22 protein-coding genes are annotated in these 22,556 nt (G+C 42.6%); 11 read left to right on the top strand and 11 right to left on the bottom strand.

The window, feature by feature from the left end:
- Nucleotide 1: 1 nt before the first annotated feature.
- Genes D6V41_RS14185 through ccoN form a run of 3 tightly spaced genes read right to left on the bottom strand, consistent with a single transcriptional unit; the run spans nucleotide 2 to nucleotide 2,238 of the window.
- The gene (locus tag D6V41_RS14185; protein ID WP_136252203.1) at nucleotides 2-175 is read right to left on the bottom strand and encodes a cbb3-type cytochrome oxidase subunit 3; all 174 of its coding nucleotides are present in this window, start codon (nucleotides 173-175) and stop codon (nucleotides 2-4) included.
- A 9-nt stretch (nucleotides 176-184) separates the two neighbouring features.
- A complete protein-coding gene (ccoO, locus tag D6V41_RS14180; RefSeq protein ID WP_136252202.1) occupies nucleotides 185-790 on the bottom strand; it encodes a cytochrome-c oxidase, cbb3-type subunit II in 606 nt (201 codons plus the stop codon).
- Entirely contained in the window at nucleotides 787-2,238 is a 1,452-nt protein-coding gene (gene ccoN / locus D6V41_RS14175; protein WP_136252201.1) for a cytochrome-c oxidase, cbb3-type subunit I, read from the bottom strand. Before ccoN ends, ccoO begins: the two co-directional genes overlap by 4 nt.
- A 214-nt stretch (nucleotides 2,239-2,452) precedes the next feature.
- On the opposite strand from ccoN, the gene D6V41_RS14170 reads away from it, so the two are divergent.
- Entirely contained in the window at nucleotides 2,453-2,902 is a 450-nt protein-coding gene (locus D6V41_RS14170) for a hypothetical protein (RefSeq protein ID WP_136252200.1), read from the top strand.
- Between the two features lie 399 nt (nucleotides 2,903-3,301).
- Here the strand turns inward: D6V41_RS14170 and bfr (D6V41_RS14165) are convergent, their stop codons facing one another.
- The 6 genes from bfr (D6V41_RS14165) to D6V41_RS14140 form a co-directional block, all read right to left on the bottom strand.
- Nucleotides 3,302-3,769, bottom strand: coding sequence for a bacterioferritin (gene bfr / locus D6V41_RS14165; protein WP_136252199.1), 468 nt, complete (start codon nucleotides 3,767-3,769; stop codon nucleotides 3,302-3,304).
- A gap of 15 nt (nucleotides 3,770-3,784) precedes the next feature.
- Nucleotides 3,785-4,255: a bacterioferritin gene (bfr, locus tag D6V41_RS14160; RefSeq protein ID WP_136252198.1), complete on the bottom strand. Its 471-nt coding sequence runs from the start codon at nucleotides 4,253-4,255 to the stop codon at nucleotides 3,785-3,787.
- A 204-nt stretch (nucleotides 4,256-4,459) separates the two neighbouring features.
- On the bottom strand, nucleotides 4,460-6,085 hold the full coding sequence (locus tag D6V41_RS14155; protein WP_136252197.1) for a cation:proton antiporter family protein: 1,626 nt from the start codon (nucleotides 6,083-6,085) through the stop codon (nucleotides 4,460-4,462).
- An 81-nt stretch (nucleotides 6,086-6,166) separates the two neighbouring features.
- Complete coding sequence (locus D6V41_RS14150) at nucleotides 6,167-6,367, bottom strand: hypothetical protein (protein WP_136252196.1); 201 nt, start codon at nucleotides 6,365-6,367, stop codon at nucleotides 6,167-6,169.
- A gap of 92 nt (nucleotides 6,368-6,459) precedes the next feature.
- The gene (locus D6V41_RS14145) at nucleotides 6,460-7,452 is read right to left on the bottom strand and encodes an alpha/beta fold hydrolase (protein WP_136252195.1); all 993 of its coding nucleotides are present in this window, start codon (nucleotides 7,450-7,452) and stop codon (nucleotides 6,460-6,462) included.
- Between the two features lie 72 nt (nucleotides 7,453-7,524).
- Nucleotides 7,525-8,985, bottom strand: coding sequence for a flavin-containing monooxygenase (locus D6V41_RS14140; protein WP_136252194.1), 1,461 nt, complete (start codon nucleotides 8,983-8,985; stop codon nucleotides 7,525-7,527).
- Between the two features lie 460 nt (nucleotides 8,986-9,445).
- Between D6V41_RS14140 and D6V41_RS14135 the strand changes: the two genes are divergently transcribed.
- From D6V41_RS14135 to D6V41_RS14120, 4 genes are all read left to right on the top strand, one after another.
- The gene (locus tag D6V41_RS14135) at nucleotides 9,446-9,745 is read left to right on the top strand and encodes a hypothetical protein (RefSeq protein ID WP_136252193.1); all 300 of its coding nucleotides are present in this window, start codon (nucleotides 9,446-9,448) and stop codon (nucleotides 9,743-9,745) included.
- Between the two features lie 181 nt (nucleotides 9,746-9,926).
- On the top strand, nucleotides 9,927-11,432 hold the full coding sequence (locus D6V41_RS14130) for a TolC family protein (protein WP_136252192.1): 1,506 nt from the start codon (nucleotides 9,927-9,929) through the stop codon (nucleotides 11,430-11,432).
- Nucleotides 11,425-13,101: a copper-binding protein gene (locus D6V41_RS14125; RefSeq protein ID WP_136252191.1), complete on the top strand. Its 1,677-nt coding sequence runs from the start codon at nucleotides 11,425-11,427 to the stop codon at nucleotides 13,099-13,101. Before D6V41_RS14130 ends, D6V41_RS14125 begins: the two co-directional genes overlap by 8 nt.
- The gene (locus tag D6V41_RS14120) at nucleotides 13,098-16,229 is read left to right on the top strand and encodes an efflux RND transporter permease subunit (protein ID WP_136252190.1); all 3,132 of its coding nucleotides are present in this window, start codon (nucleotides 13,098-13,100) and stop codon (nucleotides 16,227-16,229) included. Before D6V41_RS14125 ends, D6V41_RS14120 begins: the two co-directional genes overlap by 4 nt.
- Nucleotides 16,230-16,234: 5 nt before the next feature.
- Here the strand turns inward: D6V41_RS14120 and cadR are convergent, their stop codons facing one another.
- Nucleotides 16,235-16,624, bottom strand: coding sequence for a Cd(II)/Pb(II)-responsive transcriptional regulator (gene cadR / locus D6V41_RS14115; protein ID WP_136252189.1), 390 nt, complete (start codon nucleotides 16,622-16,624; stop codon nucleotides 16,235-16,237).
- Between the two features lie 154 nt (nucleotides 16,625-16,778).
- Here cadR and D6V41_RS14110 point away from each other — a divergent pair, with 154 nt between their 5' ends.
- From D6V41_RS14110 to D6V41_RS14100, 3 genes are all read left to right on the top strand, one after another.
- Nucleotides 16,779-17,144: a DUF3703 domain-containing protein gene (locus D6V41_RS14110; RefSeq protein ID WP_136252188.1), complete on the top strand. Its 366-nt coding sequence runs from the start codon at nucleotides 16,779-16,781 to the stop codon at nucleotides 17,142-17,144.
- On the top strand, nucleotides 17,131-18,039 hold the full coding sequence (locus tag D6V41_RS14105) for a cation diffusion facilitator family transporter (RefSeq protein ID WP_136252187.1): 909 nt from the start codon (nucleotides 17,131-17,133) through the stop codon (nucleotides 18,037-18,039). Before D6V41_RS14110 ends, D6V41_RS14105 begins: the two co-directional genes overlap by 14 nt.
- Before the next feature lie 114 nt (nucleotides 18,040-18,153).
- On the top strand, nucleotides 18,154-19,371 hold the full coding sequence (locus D6V41_RS14100) for a permease (protein WP_136252186.1): 1,218 nt from the start codon (nucleotides 18,154-18,156) through the stop codon (nucleotides 19,369-19,371).
- 26 nt (nucleotides 19,372-19,397) lie between these two features.
- Here the strand turns inward: D6V41_RS14100 and D6V41_RS14095 are convergent, their stop codons facing one another.
- The gene (locus tag D6V41_RS14095) at nucleotides 19,398-20,159 is read right to left on the bottom strand and encodes a MauE/DoxX family redox-associated membrane protein (RefSeq protein ID WP_136252185.1); all 762 of its coding nucleotides are present in this window, start codon (nucleotides 20,157-20,159) and stop codon (nucleotides 19,398-19,400) included.
- Between the two features lie 226 nt (nucleotides 20,160-20,385).
- Here D6V41_RS14095 and D6V41_RS14090 point away from each other — a divergent pair, with 226 nt between their 5' ends.
- From D6V41_RS14090 to D6V41_RS14080, 3 genes are all read left to right on the top strand, one after another.
- Complete coding sequence (locus tag D6V41_RS14090; RefSeq protein ID WP_168711048.1) at nucleotides 20,386-20,991, top strand: manganese efflux pump MntP; 606 nt, start codon at nucleotides 20,386-20,388, stop codon at nucleotides 20,989-20,991.
- Between the two features lie 139 nt (nucleotides 20,992-21,130).
- Nucleotides 21,131-21,412 (top strand): PepSY domain-containing protein, encoded by a 282-nt coding sequence (locus tag D6V41_RS14085; RefSeq protein ID WP_136252183.1) that lies wholly within the window; start codon nucleotides 21,131-21,133, stop codon nucleotides 21,410-21,412.
- Between the two features lie 121 nt (nucleotides 21,413-21,533).
- Nucleotides 21,534-22,052: a cytochrome b/b6 domain-containing protein gene (locus tag D6V41_RS14080; RefSeq protein ID WP_136252182.1), complete on the top strand. Its 519-nt coding sequence runs from the start codon at nucleotides 21,534-21,536 to the stop codon at nucleotides 22,050-22,052.
- Nucleotides 22,053-22,556 lie beyond the last annotated feature (504 nt).

The following is a 22,556-nucleotide window of genomic DNA, read 5'->3' as shown; positions in this document are numbered from 1 at the left end:
CTTATGACTCCTGATCTTTCTTTGATGATTCATGTTTCTCTTCGTCTTCAAAAGGGAGGTTGGCAGCTTCATCAAACTTTTTTTTGTTACGGCTGCTAAACGCCCAGATGACAACACCTACAAAAGAAACAAATACAATAACGGTAAAAATACTTCCGATAGTTCCTTGGTCCATTATCATGGCCTATTGAAGCTGAGTGCCAAGAGACTGAAGGTAAGCAATCAGTGCTTCCATTTCGGTTTTACCCTCAACGGCAGCTTTCGCTCCTGCTATATCTTCTTCTGTATAAGGCACACCCAACATCTTGTTGACTTCCATTTTCTTGGCAGTGTCTTCGCCATCGAGAATGTTAGTCTCCAACCAAGGATAACCAGGCATATTGGACTCAGGTACCACGTTACGTGGGTTAATAAGGTGTACACGGTGCCATTCGTCAGAATATCGACCGCCAACGCGCGCTAGATCAGGCCCAGTTCTTTTAGAACCCCACAGGAAGGGACGCTCCCATACCGATTCACCAGAAACAGAGTAATGACCATAACGTTCCGTCTCCGCTCTAAATGGGCGGATCATTTGACTATGACAGCCTACACAGCCTTCACGAATATAAATGTCGCGACCTTCAAGTTCCAGGGCCGTGTAGGGACGTAGACCTTTCACTGGCTCAAGGGCACTTTGCTGGAACATCAGCGGCAGAATTTGCGCCATTGCACCAAAGCTAATAGCAACTAATACCAATATCGTTAACAAGCCTACGTTTTTTTCGACTAACTCATGTGGATTTTTCATTTAGCGGCTCCTAATGCTTCGGTTTGCTCATTGCCACTTTCAACTTCTTCGGTTTTAGGTGCACGGATAGTCATATAGCAGTTGTAAGCCATAATCAGCATACCAGCCACAACAAACACACCACCAATAAAGCGAACTACATAGAAAGGTTTTGACGCTTCAAGTGATTCAACAAAAGAATAGGCCAAGGTTCCATCGGCGTTAATTGCGCGCCACATAAGACCTTGAAGTACACCTGAAATCCACATTGCGACGATATATAGCACTACGCCAATCGTTGCTAACCAGAAATGCACGTTTATCAAGCGAATACTGTACATTTTAGGCTGACCGAAAAGAATAGGAACAAGGTGGTAGATAGAACCAATCGATACCATCGCAACCCAACCTAGCGCACCAGAGTGCACGTGGCCAACGGTCCAGTCAGTATAGTGTGAAAGCGCGTTTACCGTTTTGATTGCCATCATCGGGCCTTCAAACGTAGACATTCCGTAGAAGCTCAACGATACGATAAGGAAGCGCAAAATCGGGTCGGTACGAAGCTTATGCCATGCACCAGATAAGGTCATAATACCGTTGATCATGCCGCCCCAGGAAGGTACAAACAGGATCACAGACATCACCATACCTAAAGACTGCGTCCAGTCAGGTAAAGCAGTGTAATGCAAGTGGTGAGGACCTGCCCAGATGTACAAGGAAACAAGTGCCCAGAAGTGAACAATCGATAAACGATATGAATAAACAGGGCGTCCAGCTTGCTTGGGTACGAAGTAATACATCATTCCCAAAAATCCGGCTGTCAGGAAGAAGCCTACTGCATTGTGTCCATACCACCACTGCATCATTGCATCAACCGCACCCGCATAAAGCGAATAAGATTTAAACATTGAAACAGGTACAGCCATACTGTTTCCGATATGCAAAACAGCTACGGTTAATATAAAGGCACCCAAGAACCAGTTTGCCACATAAATATGCGAGGTTTTTCTGACCACCAAGGTGCCAAAAAAGTTGATTGCATACGCAACCCAAACGAGGGTAATTAAAATATCAATTGGCCATTCCAGTTCAGCGTACTCTTTAGATGAGGTTAAGCCCAAAGGTAAAGTAATGACTGCCGAAAGGATAACTGCCTGCCAACCCCAAAAGGTAAAGGCGGCAAGTTTATCGCTGAATAATCTTACCTGACAGGTACGCTGTACAATGTAGTAAGATGTGGCAAATAACGCGCATCCGCCAAAAGCAAAGATAACGGCGTTAGTATGAAGAGGACGTAAACGGGAGTAGGTTAGCCAAGGAATGTCAAAGTTAAGTGCAGGCGCGAACAATTGAGCCGCGAGTAATACACCTACCAGCATTCCTATGATGCCCCATATCACCGTCATGATTGTAAACTGCCTGACTACTTTATAATTATAATCAGGTTGTACTTGGCTTGTTTCGCTCATAACTGAAATTTCCGTGTAAAGAAATAAATTGGAACCCATAAAACTGGTGTTGAATTCACTTTGAAACCTAAGGTCCTAGTTGAGTGGAGCGCATAAGATAAAGTAAACTCGGCACTAGTCAGCGAGAATACTAATGTTTTTAAATACAAAAAGATATAGAAAGCGACCAGTGTTTGATCTTGGTCAATAAAGGAAAGTTTACGGTTAATAAATTGTGAAAAAATCACTGAGTCATTGGCAAGTTTTTACGACCATTTTACTGCTCTGCATGCTAATTTTTGGCATATATCTTGGTTATGTTAACACTTCGTTAAATAACGAAGCTGAATGTAATTTAACGAATAGCGCATGCAATGTGTCATTAGGTGAACAATATTTGAGCGTTCGATTTTTACAAACACCTGTTGCCGAGGAGGAATTGTTACTCGAGTTTGATATGCCACCCAATTATCACATTGATAAAGCATGGATTGAGGGCATCAACATGTATATGGGCAAGACGCCCGTAATGTTTGAGGACGCGAATTCAAAAAATCGCGGCGTGACGTTTCTAGGTAGCTGTAATTTGCAAGAGATGCAGTGGCGCTTGTTTGTTGAGCTTGAGCATATCGAAAGCAGCGAGCGACATCGCGCAAGTTTTGATTTTTATACGTATTTAAACTAGACGTCATTGCAAACTTGATTTGCAATCTCCCAACAAGCCTCGTCATTGCAAACTTGATTTGCAATCTCCCAACAAGCCTCGTCATTGCAAGCTTGATTTGCAATCTCCCAACAAGCCCCGTCATTGCAAACTTGATTTGCAATCTCCCAACAAGCCCCGTCATTGCAAACTTGATTTGCAATATCCCAACAACCCTCGTCATTGCAAACTTGATTTGCAATCTCCCAACAACCCTCGTCATTGCAAACTTGATTTGCAATCTCCCAACAACCCTCGTCATTGCAAACTTGATTTGCAATATCCTGCTTCAGTTATTGTATTTAGGAGTTCCCGGCTCAAGGCCGGGATGACGATGACTTTGGAGTTCCCGCCTCAGGGCCGGGATGACTATGGTTTATGCTACATTTGCGACTGTAGGTAATTTTGCAAGCCCAAACGTTTGATTAAACCAAGCTGCTGTTCAAGCCAGTGGGCATGGTCCATTTCGGTGTCGTCCAGTAGCACGATAAGCATATCGCGGCTAACAAAGTCGTGTTCTTCTTCACAAATGGCAATTACTTCTTTAAGTTTGGCTGCCACCTCGTATTCAACACGTAGATCGCTTTCGAGCATTTCTTTTACATCAGACCCGATTTTCAAGCCAGTACGGGTCACCATATCAGGTGTTCCGCCTAAAAACAGCATGCGCTCAATTAGCTTGGTTGCATGGCCGCGCTCGTCATCAAACTCATGGTCTATCCGTTCATAAAGCTTATTTAAGCCCCAGTCCAAATACATTTGCGAATGGATAAAGTACTGATCCATTGCGGCGAGTTCGTAGCCTAAGAGGCTATTTAATCCTGCAATTACTTTTTCTTTACCTTGCATGATTTTACTCCCGTTTTATTCGTCAACCTGCGCCTGGAGATAATTCTCAAGGCCCATTTGTTCAATTTGAAGAACTTGCGTTTCAAGCCAGTCTAAATATTCTTCTTCTTCCTCAAGTATCTTGGATAAGAGATCACGGCTGACATAATCCTGATTAGACTCACATAAGGCAATAGTTTGCTTTAATTGGGGTAGTTGAGATTGTTCGAATGTCATATCGCATTTTAAACATTCTGGTGTATCTTCCCCGATATACAATTTTCCTAATGCCTGCAAGTTCGGCAAACCTTCTAAAAACAAAATCCGTTCGATAAGACGATCCGCTTGTTTCATATCGAGTATCGATTTTTTGTAAGCTGCATCGTTTAATTTTTTTAAACCCCAATTTTTATGCATCCTTGCGTGCAAAAAATATTGGTTGATGGAGGTAAGTTCAACTGTCAACATCTCGTTGAGCGCTTTTACCACCGCTGGAACGCCTTGCATAAATTGCCCCTTTTTCTGGTGTCCACACTTATTCAAGTGCTGAGTGTAGCAAATAATTGAGATAGATCAAAAAATATTGTTTAATTTCAATTATTTACTAAATATAATCATTCTCATTTAGGATGCGATTTAGGTTAGGGCGTGTTGATTTTTGCTGTATGAGTTTTGTGCGCTCTATGTGTTCACCGCTCTTTGTTACATGCCCTAGTCAGTATAGGCATGTTTAAGTTCTTTTTCCTGATCAAGCTGCACATCTTCCAAATTACCGTGCTCTAAAATTGCCAGGCTTTCTTCAGCAAAACCTAAACCCGCATCGGTGAAAAAGTTAAATACCTGATCCACACCCTGATCCAGCAAAGGTTGCACCTCATCTTCGTAGCGCGCTATGGCGACCACTTTGCCATCAAACTTCGCATTGCGCAATTGTCGGGTAATGTTTGACGAATCTTCAATTGAGGGTAGGGCCAACAGAACCAGCTTCAGGGATGAAATGTCCAAATTTTCCCACAAATCGATGTTCTCACCATCACCTACAATGGCGTTGTGTCCCTCATCCGTCAGCCGTTTGATTTTTTCTTCATCAGCATCCATACCGCAAACCGCACTTCCAAGTACTTTTGAAAGCGCATGAAACGCGCCTTTTCCAACACGGCCCATGCCGATAACCAAAACATCAACGTCGTTAAAGTCAGGATATACATCTTCAGGTAGCGCATGAGGTTTTTGAAACTTGCGCAAAGGACGCTTCATACGTCGATAATGATTGTGGGAGTTCTTGTAGAGCACACTTGAAATCACAAACGAAAACGACACACTCATCGCGATGATAACTAGCCAGCTTTGGCTCATTAATCCCAAAGAAACTGAAACGGCGGCAACAATAAGTCCAAACTCGCTATAATTACCCATCACCAAACTTGCCAGATAGGAGGTGCGGGCACGAAGTCTGAGTTGCGTAAATAAAGCAAAAAACAGAAGAAATTTAACGGGCAAGAGCAAAGTGATAACCAATGCAATGAAGGTCATTTCGAGCGTTGGTAATGCCGTTAATCCAATTGAAAGGAAAAAACCAATTAAAAATATATCTTTAAAACTGAGTAATGATTTGGATAGCTCAATGGCTTTTGGCGTACCCGCCAATAAAATACCAAAAATCAGCGCGCCTAAATCGCCTTTGATGCCAACAAGTTCAAATAAATGATAGCCTCCCAAGGCAAATACGAAGCCGCACAAGGGTAACAACTCCCCATGCCCGGCTTCATACAGTAAACGTTTTAATAAGGGGGCGAGGGGAATAAGCGCAAAAAGGCCAAGTGCGTAGATTGAAGGAGCCTTTCCTGTAGCGAGCACCATAAACAATACTGCAAAAATATCCTGCATGATAAGAATGCCGATGGCCACCTTGCCGTGACGAGTGCGACTCTCGCCGCTTTCTTCCAGAATTTTAACAACGCATACCGTAGAGCTAAAACTAAAAGCAAAGCCAATTAAGGCTAGCTGCGCAAGCGACAAGCCGCTGACATAAGCAAGAGGTGTCAGCGACAATAAAAACAAAAAGCCCGCGCAAATGAGCACCCAAACACTTGCATGTGCAACAGAGCCAAACCAGATTTCGCGCTTAATGAGGTCTTTCACATTGAGTTTTAAACCGATGGTAAAGAGCATTACCGTGATGCCGAGGTTGGCAATGGTTTCAAGATTGGGGCTTATCGTAAAGCCTAAGCCGTTTAAAACAAAGCCAGCAATAAGATAGCCCACTAAAGGTGGCAGGCTCAGATATTTGCAGGCAAAACCACATAAAAAGGCAATAAAAAGCAGTAAAAATTCCATGCAGAGAAAAGCGCATTCAAACAATTGTATTTTCAATACGATAGCTTAAATAGCGCTTCAAATACAGTTTACTTTTACGCTTTAGTTTGCCAGAAGCAAAAGGTCCTGTTCCGTCAAGTTATGCTGAAAATACTGCTTAAAACGTTTTAAGTAATGGGAAGGCACCTTTTCATAGGTTTCAAGCGAACGCAAGGTAGAGAGTTTGCAGTTTAATTTATTTGCAATACAGCTTAAAGGAATACCACGTTTAGCAATGAGTCGGATAAAAGCTTTTCCAGTCATAACTATTTCCTTCTATTGTGTGAAGAATCTAAACTATAGCAATAAGATCGAAAAATTCACCATTAATTAACATACTTAAGTATGAGCTTAGTTTAAGACTTTGAATACTCAAAAAATTTATAACAGTCCTGATAGGTTTTTCTGGGCAATTCGGTCATTGGCATATGGCCAATACCCTTATAGATTATAGGCTCTGACTGAGTAAGACCTTGCCACACTTTTGCATCTTCAACCGGAATTAACTTGTCCTCTTCTCCCCAAATAACCATAACATCCGATGGCTTGCACTTAAGGGCTTCGCAATAAAAATGTTGCGTATTAAAAAAGTCTCTGAACATATGTCTGAACTGTTCGAGTCGATTAAGATAATGCGTTTGACCAACATAATGCAGTACGCAGGGTGGCGCAAAAGGGGGCTTAGACATTACGCCATTATAAAAACGAAAAAACGCTTTTAAATCTTTATGTAAAAATGGATTGGCGCGTGTTTCGTCCATCATGTCGGTAAACGCGCTTTTTGCGCCTGCAGGATCAATTAAAACGGCTTTTTTGATGCGTGAAGCATCCATTTCTAAAAGTTGCGCACAAATCATCCCGCCCATTGAATTACCCGCAGCGTAATAATGCTCGATCCCCAATTCACTTAATAATGCGATTAGCATTTTTGATTGTTCAAGCGTGCTATAAGATTGCTGCGGGTCGTAAGCAGTCTCTCCATGGCCCAACATATCCGGGATAATTAAATTAAAATCCTTCTGAGCATAGCGGGCAAATCGATGCCAAATACTTTTATCTGCGCTGAATCCGTGCAGAAGTAAAAGGTAGGGTTTATCCGTTGATGATTTTTTATTTCCTTTATTTGTATCACGGAAGCCTTTATTACGATAAAAATATATGCGCTGCGGCGGCTTGTTCTCAAGCTTTAGATTGATATGAGCTGATTCCAATCCTGCCAGTTGACGCTCCAGCGCCATAAAATAGCGATAAAAATACTTTCCAACGGACGGAGAGCGAGAAATAAAAAGGAAATAAAGCAAGAGCAGGCCGAACAAACTCAGTACCACAAAACTATAGATCCCAATCATGCACGTACTCCATTTTCATATTGTACATATAATGTACAAGTTAGTAAGTTTTAGTCTCTGACCATCAACGCGCTATAAGTTAATCGTATGGTCATGCTTTTTAAATGACTTGCACAATTGACGGTAGGTAAAGCTAAAGCCAGGAAACATAGCAATGACCTTACCAGATTTATTTTGATACCAAGACTGACAGCCACCGTAATGCCAAACTGTTTTCGTCATTTCATCGTGTACCATACGCGTGTAGTTGTCTTCTGCATATTCTGTAGGCTCAATCGTCGCATTTTCAGATGATAGCGCAATATCAATGCACTGCATGATATAGCGCATCTGAGATTCAATTACAAAAATCGCACTGGTGTGCCCAATACCGGTATTAGGACCGGTGACAACAAAAAAGTTAGGAAAATTCGGTAAGCTTGTACCCAAATAGGCTCGGGGAAAAGTTTTCCATTGTTCATCAAGGCTAAGATCCTTTCTGCCAATCACCTTGTACGAAATCATTGAGTCAGCGGCATCATATCCCGTAGCGAACGCAATAATGTCGACATTTAACTGTTCGTCTTTTGTTGTTTCGATACCGCTTTCATTAATTCGCTTGATCCCGCTTGTTTTATCATGAAAAACCACATTGTCTTTTTGTAAAGCAGGATAGTAGGTGTTGCTCATTAAAATGCGTTTGCATCCAATAACAAAGTCGGGCGTAAGCGATTGCCGGAGATCTTCGTCTTTTACCTGCTTTTTTAAATGGCGTAGGGCAGGTTTTTGTGCAACCAGCTTAAGAAGCGTTTTACTGTACTTAAAAGCGATTACGCGTAACTCATGATGAACATAAATGGTCCACTTAATGAGCCCGTAAAGCCATTTTTTGGGAAGCCACTTCCTAAACCATTTTGGAAAGTACATATCAGGACGCGATAACACCCAGTGAGGCGTGCGCTGAAATACATGCAAGGTTTTTACTTTATCAACAATAGCAGGTATGATTTGAATGGCGCTCGCCCCTGAACCAACAATCGCCACTGATTTATTTGTCAAATCAAGGCCATCTGGCCAATCATTACAATGAAAACTCACACCTTTGAAGCTATCTTTTCCTTCAAAGTCTGGCACCACGGGCGTGCTTAAAGGACCTGTTGCATTGACCAGTATTTTGGTCTCTAACTGTGAATTGTCTGATAAGCTGATAAGCCAGTTTTTATTGTCCTCATCCCACTGAGCAGTCTTCACTTCACTATTTAAACGAATGTGTTTATCAAGCTTATGCTTTTTGATGAGATTTACCGTATAGGACTCCAGTTCATCGCGCGCCGCAAAAAGTTGCGACCATGCATATGGCTCGCCTTCGATGCTGTATAAAGGGGAGGGAACGTCTACAGCCGCACCCGGGTAACGATTTTGCAGCCATGTACCACCGTAGAAGCTACGCCGCTCAAGCATAATAAAATCGCTTATCCCTTTTCTTAACAGATTAAGTGCGGTGCTGATCCCACCAAATCCAGTTCCGATTATAACAATACGATGCTTTGTCATGCGTGCTTGCTGCCTCCACTTCAGGCGATTATTAGCGATATTCTTAGCGCATATCCTTGAAAATATTCGAATCAATATACCCTAAATTTTAATTTTTCGATGACTTTTTCGTTTTGATAGCGTTTAGTTTTACTTTATACCTATTGAGATAATGCATTTACCTTTTACTTTACCTCTTACGAGCGCTTTAGAAATCAATTAAAACTGTTGGTGCGTTACCATTTTTAAACCCTGTTGACACCCACGTAATATAAATTACACTTAGCAAATGAGAAAAATCCAACTGTTTAACAGCCTCATTGTGATTATCAGCTTGCTAACAAGTCAAGTTAGCGGGGCTTTTGCTGCTTCTCCGGTTTTAAAAAGTCTCTTGTCTAAGGATTCTTCCTTGGTTGTCTCATCTTCGGAGCATTGCCCAAAAAAACAAAAGGCGAAACAAAAGGCGCAACAAGAGACGCAAATGAGCATGTCCGTAACACATTCATCACTTGCTGCTGAATCAAGCCAAATGGATTGCTGCGACGATATGCGCATTGCTCACAGTTTTTCTTCGCTTAAAGTGACAAATGGCGCTGACATTGGCGAACACAAGTGCTGTGAAGGACAATGTGAGTGCAGTTCAGTATTTAACTCATTAACCTTATACATTTCGGTATATACTCCACCCCAATTGGAGCGCTCAGGCGCCGCTTTGCACTCCTATATCCGTAGCTCTGTTCAGGCACCTGTTGAACAGGCCAAACGACCTCCTATCGCATAATTTCTATTTAACCTGACCATCAATCTGGTCATTAAACCTACCTGTCAAACATGGTCAGCAGGTTTTAACGGTTCTTCTTATTCGCGTTTGCTCTATCACTGGCATCTTTGCAGATGTTTACAACAATATCGGTACTGAAGCGCAAATTAGCAGGACATCATGTGTTAAATGAGATTTTATTATGCGTATTTCAAAGGTTTTTACATTCATTTTAGCGGGCTTAGCTTTATGCTCGTCTGAATCTGCACTTGGCCAGTCGCCTGAGCCCCCCAGACAAGGCGAAAAAAGGCAAAACGAAAATAGGCCAGGCGAAAACGGCCCCATCGCAAAGAAACAATATTCAAAGCCGTCGTTAAGTTTGTCAGAGGCTATTCAAATTGCGCAAAACAATGACGATTGGCTGCAAAAAAGCGAATCACTGGAGCGCAGTTTACAAAGCTTAAGTGAAGGCGCAACAGCTTTACCCGATCCCGTCTTGAGCCTTAGCCTATTAAATTTGCCTGTTGATACCTTTTCCTTTGATCAGGAAGCGATGACGCAACTTAAAGTTGGGGCAAGTCAACAGTTCCCGAGAGGAGATACCTTGGCACTTGAACAAGATAAATTGTTAGCTCAGGCAAAAGTTCAACCGTTTTTGCGAGTCGATAGAAAAAACAAAGTCGCTTTAAATGCCTCCATTTTGTGGTTAGACGCTTACGAGGCTCAACAAAGCCTTAAAATCTTGGAACAATCACGCCCTTTATTTGATTCTCTTAGCGAATTTGTGACTTCTGCTTACCGTTCCACAGCAGCAACGCGCTCAACACAGCAGGATATGATTCGAGCTGAGTTGGAATTACTGAGGTTAAACGATCGTCTCTTACAATTTGAAACCGACAAACATGTTGCTTTAAAGCGCTTGTCGCAATATCTGTTTAATATGAATGCGCTTAGCGAGATGGCTACGTTAAATCAACAGAATGACGAAGGCCTGCTATTGTCTGAGCTATCGTCAACTATTTCAGACTCGGCTAAACAACAACTTCAAATTTTACAGGCCTCACTTCGCCCTTCAGGCCAATCCAAGTTGTTTTCATACTTGTCAGAACACGCACTTGTGCTTGCAAGTGAGCAGAGAGTAAAAGCTTCTCAATTTGACACGCAAATCGCCAGGGAAAGTTTGAAGCCACAATATGCACTTAACGCCAGCTATGCCTACAGAGACGACGCATCTAGTGGCGGCGGCATGATCGACAGCAGTCGGGCAGACTTTTTTTCACTCGGCCTTAGTGTCTCCATGCCCTTATTTTCCAGTTCTCGGCAAGACGCACAAATCAGTAGCTCGATTCATTCAAGCGAAGCGCTTAAAACTGAAAAACGATTAGTGCTCAGAGAATTGGCAGCTGGAGCAAAAAGTGCCTTTGAGGAATATTCAGGAGCAGCACAGCGTTTAGCCGTTTACGAAAAACAAATCATTCCGCAAATGGCACAATATTCAGATACTGCAATGAACGCGTACACGAACGATAACGGTGATTTTGCCGAAGTGATCCGCGCAAAAATTGCAGAGATTGACGCACAACTGACGGCCTTAACCTTACGAATATCCTTGCAAAAAGCGCTTTCAAAAATCGCGTACTTTTTTCCAACGCTGTCATCAAAGCCATCAGCGCCATCAGTTTCACTAAAGAGTCTTCCAAATGAATAATTCAACAAAGTCATCTGACACACCAAATGCTAGTTCACGATTTACAGCAGGGGGGAGGCCGGTCAGCTATGTCATCAGCTGGCTTGTAGTGGGGATTGTTGTAGGAATTATTATTGGCATATCTGCCTATTTGTTATTACTAGCACCTGGCTCGTATGATGCAGCCTCAGGCAAAGACAGTCATCACTTACAAGACACATCAAAACCAGATGAGCCACTGTATTGGGTAGCCCCAATGGACCCAAATTTTAAACGAGATAAGCCCGGAAAGTCGCCCATGGGGATGGATTTAGTGCCCGTGTATGCAAAGGATTTAGAGGGCAAAGCAATGAATGACTCGCCCGGCACAGTGACTATCGATCCGCTTACTGTTCAAAATTTAGGCGTAAAAACCGGTCTTGTTGAGTCAATCGTTCCAAGCACTTTAATAATCGCTTCAGGACAGGTTCAATACGCACAAGATTCCGTTGAACATGTGCATTCACGTGTCGAGGGTTGGATAGAAAACTTAAGCGTGCGTGCATCAGGCGAATATATTGAAAAAGGTGAGCCGCTTTATGCGATTTATTCTCCAGAATTGGTCAACGCACAAGAAGAGTTTGTCATAGCCTTGAGCCAGAATAATACTGCGCTAATCAATGCCGCAAAAGCCAGGTTAGGTGCCTTGGAAATTCCACAGTCTACGATTCAGGAAATCGAAAAGACACGAAAAGTGACTCAATCAATAGCATTTTCTGCCACCCAGTCGGGCTTTGTCGACGAGCTTAATATTCAGCAAGGATTTTACGTTAAGCCAAGTATGACCATGATGTCTATTGCACCACTTGATAAAGTATGGGTGATTGCCGATGTTTTCCCCAAAGACGCCAGTATGCTTAGTATCGGGCAGCATGCCATCATCACAAGCCCGAATTTACCTGGACAAGCGTTTCATGCTGAACTGGATTATATCTATCCCTCACTAAGTGCCAGTACTCGCACCGTACAAGTTCGGTTCACTGTTGATAACAGCCAATTTAATAGGTCCACTTGGCTCAGACCACAGATGTATACGACTGTACAAATCCCTTATAGCCCGAAAGATGATTCAGGCGAGAAGCAACACATTTTAGCTGTGCCTAAGCAAGCCGTTATCCGTACCGGCAAAAGCGACCGTGTGGTAATGGCCTTAGATGAGGGTAAGTACAAATCGGTAAATGTGCGTCTAGGTCGAGATTTTGATGATGTTTTCGAAATTTTAGACGGACTCAGTGAAGGCGATAAAGTGGTCACCTCAGCACAATTTCTTATCGACTCTGAAAGCAGCATAAGCTCCGACTTTATGCGCATGACGCCGCTTGAATCACCTGAGGCGACGCACTCTGTAGAAGAAACAAGTGTTAGCGCGTGGACCGAGGCACGCGTTAATGAAATTGATTTTGAACAACGCAAAGTCAACCTGACTCATGGTTACTTAGATGCTTTTGACATGATGGGCATGACCATGGATTTCACGGTATCCCCTGACATTGACATGAACGATTTCGTGCTTGGTGAAAACGTTCACGTAGAGATCATCAGAGAGCCATCTGGCATGTTTCAAGTAAAAACGCTGCATGTTATGGATAAGATGGCAGATGACGAGATGGTAGATGACGAGATGGATAGCACTCACGGAGACCACCCATGATAAACGCCATCATTCATTGGTCTATCTATAACCGCTTTTTTGTTTTGCTTGCCACGCTACTGCTGATTGGTGGTGGTCTCTATTCATTAAAAAATACGCCTGTTGATGCCATACCCGACTTAAGCGATGTGCAGGTGATTGTAAAAACATCCTATCCCGGGCAAGCGCCACAAGTGGTTGAAGATCAGGTCACCTATCCACTGACAACAGCCTTGTTGTCGGTGCCCAATGCAAAAACGGTTCGAGGCTTTTCGTTTTTTGGCGATTCATACATATACATTATTTTTGATGACGATACTGACCTTTACTGGGCGCGAAGCCGAGTACTGGAGTATTTATCACAGGTTGCGCCTACACTCCCCGCCACAGCAAAACCTCAACTTGGGCCTGACGCTACAGGAGTGGGCTGGGTATACATGTATGCGCTTATCGACAGAAGCGGTCAGCATGATTTAAGCGAGCTAAGAAGTATTCAGGACTGGTTTTTGAAATACGAGCTGCAAACGGTGGCAGGTGTTTCTGAGGTAGCTACAGTTGGCGGCATGGTCAAGCAATATCAAATCATGGTTGACCCACTAAAGCTCCAAGCACTTAATATTCCTTTATCGCATGTACAAATGGCCGTGCAGCGCGGTAATCAGGAGACGGGTGCGTCGGTGGTGGAAATGGCAGAAGCGGAATACATGATCCGCTCCACCGGTTACATAAAAAACAAGCAAGATATCGAAAATATCCCGATTGGCTTGCGTGCTAGCTCAGAAGAGGGCCCAGATCAGCGCACAAACCCGCAAAACGACAGCATTCCCATTTTTATTAGAGACATTGCCACAGTCGAAATTGGCCCTCAAATGCGACGCGGTGTCGCAGAGCTCAATGGCGAAGGGGAAAGCGTTGGTGGCATTGTGGTGATGCGGTTTGGCGAAAATGCGCAAGCGATCATAGACGGCATCAAGGCTAAACTCGACTCACTTAGCAACAGTTTGCCCGATGGTGTGGAAATTGTGCCGGTATACGACCGCTCGTCATTAATTGAGCGCTCGGTGGATAACTTAAGCAAAAAATTACTCGCGGAATTTGCCGTTGTCGCACTCATATGCCTTGTGTTCTTGTTTCATTTGCGCTCCTCACTTGTGGCAATTATCAGCCTTCCCATTGGTATTCTCACAGCCTTTATTGTGATGCACATGCAAGGAATTAACGCCAATATCATGTCTTTAGGCGGTATTGCCATTGCCATTGGCGCCATGATAGACGGCGCCATTGTGCTCGTTGAAAACATGCATAAACACATGGAAAAAACCGAGCTTACCCCTGCAAATCGCTGGGAGATTGTCGCGAAATCAGCTACTGAAGTAGGGCCTGCGCTCTTTTTTAGCTTGCTTATTATTACGGTGAGCTTTTTGCCGGTATTTACCCTTGAAGCCCAAGAAGGGCGTATGTTTAGTCCATTGGCGTATACCAAAACCTATGCCATGGCTGCCGCTGCGTTCTTAGCGATTACTTTGGTGCCCGTGCTCATGGGTTATTTTGTTAGAGGTAAAATAGTTGCTGAAGGCAAAAATCCGATTAATCGAGCGCTCATTTCGGTGTATCGTCCTGTTTTACGAACTGTGCTGCGCTTTCCAAAAATAACTATCTTGCTGTCTGCTTTCATTTTAATTATTGGATTCTGGCCGGTAAACAAAATTGGTAGTGAATTTATACCGCCACTAGACGAAGGCGATTTGATGTATATGCCGACTACCTATGCTGCGGTGTCTATCGGGGAAGCTCGAGACATTTTGCAACAAACTAATAAACTGATTAAAACCGTGCCAGAAGTTGAAACTGTATTCGGTAAAGTAGGGCGCGCTGACACTGCAACCGATCCTGCCCCGCTAACCATGATTGAAACGTTTATCCAGTTAAAGCCAAAAGGTCAATGGCGAGTTGGCGTCACGACCCAAGACTTAATCAATGAGTTTGATAATTTGGTTAATTTTCCGGGGCTAACCAATGCTTGGGTTATGCCGATTAAAACCCGCATTGATATGCTGGCAACAGGTATAAAAACGCCCGTTGGCATTAAAATCGGCGGGCCTGATTTATCGGTCATTCAAACCATCGGCCAACAGCTTGAACAGGTACTCGGGAAAGTCGAAGGGACGGCCTCTGTTTACGCAGAAAGGGTAGCTGGCGGTCGTTATATCACCATCGATATTGACCGTATAAGGGCTGCACGTTACGGCTTAAATATAGCCGATGTACAATCATTTATTGCGAGCAGTATTGGCGGTATGAACCTCACAACTAGCGTTGAAGGACTTGAGCGTTATCCTGTGCAAGTGCGCTTTGACCAAGCCTACCGTGACTCACCTGAGCAGCTTCGCCGGCTGCCTTATGTAACGCCAAGTGGCGCACATATCCAGTTAGGTGATATCACTAGCATTCGGATTGAAGATAGCCCGCCGATGATCAAAAGTGAAAATGCGCGACCAAACGGCTGGGTTTACGTGGATATAGAGAATATTGATGTAGGCCAGTATGTTGCCAAGGCAAAACAAATCATCGCACAGCAAGTTGAACTGCCTGCTGGATATTCGCTGAACTGGAGCGGACAGTTTGAGTACATGGAGCGCGCAAAAGAAAAACTGACTTATGTCGTGCCACTCACACTGGGCATCATTGTAATTCTCTTATACGCCAGTTTTAGGAGTTTTCCACAAGTGGCCATGATCATCGGCACATTACCGTTTGCCTTGATTGGTGGGATATGGCTCATATATTTAGAGAATTTCAACTTTTCGGTCGCGGTAGGCGTGGGCTTTATTGCCTTGGCGGGCGTGGCAGTGGAAATTGGCATTATTATGCTCACCTACCTTGATAGCAAATTTACCGAGCTTGACGACAATTTCAGCGATGAGGAATTGAAACAGGCGGTGATAACGGGCTCTGAAATGCGTATTCGCCCCGTCATGATGACATCAACATCTATTATATTTGGCTTAATGCCGGTTATGTATGGCACTGGTACAGGCTCTGAAGTGATGAGCAGAATAGCCGCACCTATGGTAGGTGGCATGGTGAGCGCACTGGTGCTGTCCTTGATTGTTTTACCTGCGGTATATTTTTTGTGGCGCAAACGATAACTAACTTAAGCGCTGAGTTCGTTCAAAATACCGCATTCTTTTATTGTTTTATCGGCATCACAAGATTGAGCCATTTGCTCAAGTGTAGATTTGAGGTTTAATAACTCTTCAATTTTTTCATTTACTTGGCAAATGTGCTCATCTATAAGTTTGTTCACACTTGAACAGCTTTGCTCAGGATTATTTTTATTGTGTATCAAGCTTTTAATTTCTTTCAACGAAATGTCGAGCGATCGACACTGCTTGATGAAAATCAATTCGTCCAATAAGGTTTTATCATAACTTCTGTAATTAGCTTCAGTGCGCTTAGGTTTTGATAATAAACCTTTACGCTCATAAAACCGGATCGTTTGAATACTGCAACCAGACCGTTTCGCCAACTCACCAATTTTCAAAATACGCCACCCTTGACTCTATTCTAGGTATAGACTGTACACTTCGCTTTACTGCTTGTAAAGCAAACGAATTGTGTCATTTAGAAGGCTTGACCCTATACCATGTATAGACTCTAAACTGTTTTTAACACTATTATTAATCAGGATGAAAATTATGACTTTTTATCAAGCGGCTAAGCCCTACGTAGAAGAAAAACTCAAGGCCTATTCACAGGCGATAGCACAAGGTAATTACTACGAAGGGTTTCGGCATTTAGAAGATGCTCACGTAATTGGGCAGCATTCCACAAAGCTTCATTGCTTGACGCATTATCACATGCTCATACATGGTATAAAACGTCGAGACCTCAAAGAGGTAGCAGGGCAGGTCTTTCGACTCGTTGGTGCTGCAACAAAAACCGCCATAGGTTTTATTCCAAATGGCAATACAGGCGGCGCTAACATCAGCCCGTTTAAGCCATTACCTATCAGCCAAAGTAACCAAGTGATTTTGGATAAGATTAAGCATGCACAGTCATAATCATAGCCATTCAGGCGCGAAGAACGGCGAAAATGCCTCAACCCGAATAGGCTGGGCGTTTTTTCTGAATGTGGTATTTACCATCATTGAATTTATTGGTGGTTGGTTAACCAACAGTACCGCTATCATGGCTGATGCGGTGCATGATTTGGGCGATAGCCTTTCTATCGGAACCGCGTGGGGACTGAATAAACTGGGAGAGAAAGAAGCGAACCACCGATTTTCCTACGGTTATAAGCGGTTTTCTTTACTTGGCGCGCTTATTAATTCAATAGTGCTAATCACCGGTTCTGTTTTAATTTTAATTGAGGCTGTTCCACGTTTAGCCCAGCCCGAAATGCCCCACGCAGAAGGCATGCTTTTGCTGTCTATATTCGGCATCGCAGTGAATGGCTATGCAGCTTACAAATTAAGCGGTGGCAATACGCTTAACGAAAAGGTGCTGAATTGGCATTTGCTTGAGGATGTAATGGGATGGGTTGCTGTTCTGATTGTGTCTGTTGTTTTGATGTTCAAGCCATGGGCGATTTTGGATCCCATTTTATCCATTGGTTTCACGCTTTTTATTTTGTTTAACGTTGCGCGAAATCTCAAAGAGACCGTTTTTTTGTTCTTGCAGGCAACGCCAGACCAAAAACAAATGAACGAAGTGCAGCAGGTTTTAATGGCGCATGATGAAGTCACCAGCATTCACCATTTACACCTATGGTCATTAGATGGTGAGCAAAATGTTATGACGGTTCATATTCAACTTAAACGTAATATTGACATTCAATCGCTTCAGACTTTGAAAGAAAATTTACGCAAGCAGCTCTCATGCTTTAATTTTGCCCACACCACTATAGAAATTGAATTTGCAGATGAAACCTGCAGAGATGCGCCGCAAAGTCATTAAATGCATGAGAAAAGCTTGTTTATGTACGCTATATCTTTATATAGGACGGAATAAGGGCACATAAGCAATCTGAAGATATCTTTTTAAAACGAAAGACACAGCAAGGAAATCAAAATGCAAAATTTTTTGTCAAGTTGGTCACAAGCTGCAACTATTTCAATCGGCTTTTTTTGGATGGCGCTCTGGGCCTTCATGTTGGGGTACTTTGTGAGTAGTCTGATCCAGCTCACCGTTACTCGAAGCGCAATGCAAAAAACAATGGGAAAAGATGGCCCTAAAAGTATCGCGCTGGGAAGTTTTTTTGGTTTTATCTCTAGCTCATGCAGTTTTGCCGCCTTGGCAACAACCAAATCTCTTTTTAAAAAAGGTGCGGGTTTGGCGCCGTCTATGGCGTTTTTATTGGCATCTACCAATCTTGTGATTGAATTAGGAATGGTCATTGCCGTATTTTTAGGCTGGCAATTTGTAGTGGGAGAGTACGTAGGTGGCGTACTTTTGATTTTACTCACTTGGCTTTTAATAAAAATTACGCGCCCTAAACGCCTTATAGAGCAAGCTCGCGAGCGATTAGACGATGGTGCTGACGATGAAGAAACCAAGGGGCAAAGCCTGAAAGAAACCCTCAGCAGCTCAAAAGGCTGGGAAAGCATCTCTAAAAAATTTGTGATGGAATGGAAAATGGTATGGAAGGATGTACTCATTGGCTTTACCGTAGCCGGCGTGATTGCCTCGTTTGTACCCAATGCATTTTTTGAAGCTTTATTTATTGGCTCAGACACAGAGAATGCCAGCAATCCGGCTTTTTACTATGTTTTGGCACAAACTGTAGTTGCTCCATTTGCCGCATTTTTTACGTTTATCGGTTCAATGGGAAATATACCGCTGGCAGCCGTTTTATTCAGTCAAGGAGTGACCTTTGCTGGAGTAATGGCGTTTATATTTTCTGACTTGGTGGTTTTGCCTGTATTACGAATAAACGCAAAATACTATGGTTGGAAAATGGCCTTGTATCTAGCATTTATCATGTTTTCGGCCATTGTGATAAGCGCAATCGGTATGCATTACGCCTTAGTTGCACTCGACGCTTTACCTGATTCAAGCAGCGCCATTCAAAGCACCGATCGTGAGTTTTTTAAGGTCAACTACCAGCTATTTCTCAACCTTGGTTTTATTGGCTTAACTGCTGTGTTGGCATATTTTTATATACGACAACGCGCTAAAAAAAGCGAGCAAAGCACTAGCCGCTCTTTAAAAGAAAAGATTATGCTTGGCTTAACCTCGCTATGCGCACTCTGGCTGACAGTTGGGCTTATTATCGCAGCGCTCATTTAAGTGCTAATAGGTGAACGTGCACTTAATTAACTGTTAATTGCGCTCGTAAGCATCCATAGTCCGGCTGATATCATAAACAAGTTTTCAGTTAGTGATATAAAGCCGAGCGGGACCTTACTATCGCCCCCTACACAAGCGCATTTCAATTCGCGTTTGTCTATATAAACGGCCTTAAACACGGAAACAGCGCCAACTGTACCAATAAATAGTGATACGGGCCCAACAAGGTAGCCACTTAAGCCAGCTAACATGCCAATACCAGCGAAGGCTTCAGCGAAAGGATAAATATATCCGTAGCGTAAGTGGCGCATGGCAAGCAAATCGTAAGTGATAAACGAATTGGTAAAGCTATATAGATCCTGAAGTTTTTGGATGGCGAGAATGGCCATACTCAGTGCGATAAAACTTTCAAGCGTAGTGAGGGAAACAAGCGCCGTAAAAGATTGGCTTTGCGAAAAGGAAATAGCCAACGCGAGTAAAAGAGCGACTGAAAAGATGGCGATAACCGGTGTATAAGTTGTGCCAGTTTGTCCCGCTTCACCTTTATCGAAATATTCTCTTAAATCGTCATAACCTCCAATTCGCTTTCCATCAATAAAAGTTTGAGGGGTGGTTTCAACATCGTGCTTTTTCTTAAAAGCATCTGTTTCTTCGCGGCTACTTAACTTGTTGTCGTCAATTTGATAGCCGTTTTTTTCAAGTAAATCCTTGGAGCGAAGCCCAAACGGGCAAATGTGGCTATCGGTGTGCATGCGATAAAGCGTGGCTTGTTTTTGATGCTTGCTCATATCATCTCCTTGAAAATTTTGCGGCTAATTGAATATTTTACATTCAGTTAAATAGCGTACTTTTCAGTAGCGAATTTATAAACTCTTGATATCAGGTTATTTTATTAAATTTAACGAGATTAAAATGAATATAACGCGCTTAAAATGCTAATATAAAGCGCGTTTATAATTGGTGTTTGCAAATTCAATACCGTAGCTCTTAACACACTAAGAAAGGATAAATTTTTTGCTCGAAATTGCTCTAATCGCGCTGGCGCTCAGTGCAGACGCTTTTGCAATATCTATTGGAATAGGGGCGAACGGCCGTTCCTTAAAACATACCTGGTTTGTTGCGCTTTATTTTGGGCTTTTCCATGCAATGATGCCTGCCATAGGATATTTTGTAGGCATTGGTTTTGTTAAATGGATTGATGGCTATGCGCGTTGGATTGGCTTTGTATTATTACTTGCGCTTGGCCTGAAAATGTTATTCGACACATTTAAAGCCTTTCGCGATAAAAGCGCTTTTAGCAAACAGCAAATTGATATAGAAGAAGGCGATTCTCACACTCCAAAAGCAACGACACGTTCCGCATCATCCTCATTGTCGCATCTAAGCGTTCTAGCACTTGCACTGGCAACCAGTATTGATGCGATGGCAGCCGGATTCACCATTCCTCTTCTTGAGGCACAGCCACTTATGTCATTTTTGATGATCGGTTTTACAACAGGATTCATCAGTCTTTTCGGTTTAAGTTTGGGAAAAAAAGCATCTCGGTATTTAGAAAATAAAGCAGGGGTCTTAGGCGGACTTATTTTGATCGGCATAGGATTTAGATTATTGCTTTCTTAAGCGAACAGATGGACTCACTCAGGCTTTAAACCATTAACTATTTATTACACGCCGCACATGTAGATTGCTTTTTGCTCAACTATTAGCTAAAAGTATAGTACTCGCTTCACATTTATAAATCAGAAATGGAGAGTCAATAATGAAAGTACGATTAATGCTTTTAAGTATAGCATCTGTTATCGGTTTGTCGGCATGCGGTGTTGGCAGTGAAGAAACCATGTGTACGAGTGAGCCGGAGAGTGCCTGGATGGATCAGGAGCAGTTTCAGCAAGGGCTGACAACAAGCGGATACAATATTAATGAGTTCAAAGTAACAGGCGGTAATTGCTATGAAATATATGGCACCGACATGAACGGAAACAAAGTCGAGATTTACTTTAACCCTGTTAACGGTGAAATTGTTAAGCAAGAAACTCACTAGTATTGAAATTCGTTTTTTTAGCTTCGTAACACTTAGCGCTATTTACTTTGATTTATGTATAGCTTACCTTCACTTACCTTAAAGAGTCAGTTGACTAGCTTTAACATGTGGCGCCTAAATTATGGCAGTTAAAATATGGGATCCAGTGGTGATCATTTGCCACTGGACACTTGTAAGCGCATTTTTTATCAATTACTTCATTTTAGACCCAGGTGGAGACATCCATCAGATAGCAGGGTACACCGCCTTGTGTGCGGTGGTTATTCGAATCGCGTGGTCGTTTTTTTCTCCTGGGTTTGCAAATGTAAGCCACTTTTCAATTACGCCTGAAAGCATAAAATCTCATTTAAAGCACTTACGCACGCGTAACATACCGCTTAAAAGTGGTCACAATCCGCTTGGATGGTTAATGATCATCGCCACATGGACGCTTTTTATAGCATTGGCGGTAAGCGGCTTTATGTTTGAAGAGATTGACATGTTTTTTGGCAATGCCTTACTTGAGAGTCTTCACGCCATTTTCGCCAACGTACTGTATGGGATAGTGATTGTACATATTCTCGCTGTCGTGTTTGTTGGATGGTGGGGACGAATTGAACTTATCAAGCCAATGATTACAGGGAAACGAAACGAGAAATAAAGATTTAACTCCCAATCAACGATCACTCAAACAAATATTGTGAGTTGAAATAAAGCAATACGCTCACGACTGATTCTTCTTCGATTTTTCATCAATCATCACATCACTGTTTTTAGAATATTAATTTGTAACTCAAATTATAAAGAAGGGTGCAAGTGGCATTTTTGCGCTTGAAAGAGGTAGCAACTTAAATAACTTTGTGCATAACCTGAGAACAATATTTAATTTAACATAATATACATTATGCGAATATATATTATATGTGTATAAAGGGTGAATACTTAGCAAATCCTTGTAAATGCTGTATTTATTCAAATTTTACTAAGATGTGCGTCAGATTAAATTTGACAGTAGTTATGGTGCCGAAAGCGGATTTTATTTACGTACGCGCGTGTCGAGTTCAATCAAGTGCTATGAAAAAAATTGCAACTTGCTGATGCCTTTTCAACAACACAGGTTGATTAGTACGTAGTTTTGAATTTACCAGTAAGAAATCTTCGCACT

Origin of the sequence: Ningiella ruwaisensis (assembly GCF_004798935.1) — a bacterium.
GTDB lineage: Bacteria > Pseudomonadota > Gammaproteobacteria > Enterobacterales > Alteromonadaceae > Glaciecola > Glaciecola ruwaisensis.
Note: the sequence above shows the minus strand (reverse complement) of the source record. Positions and strands in the feature narration are given on the sequence as shown.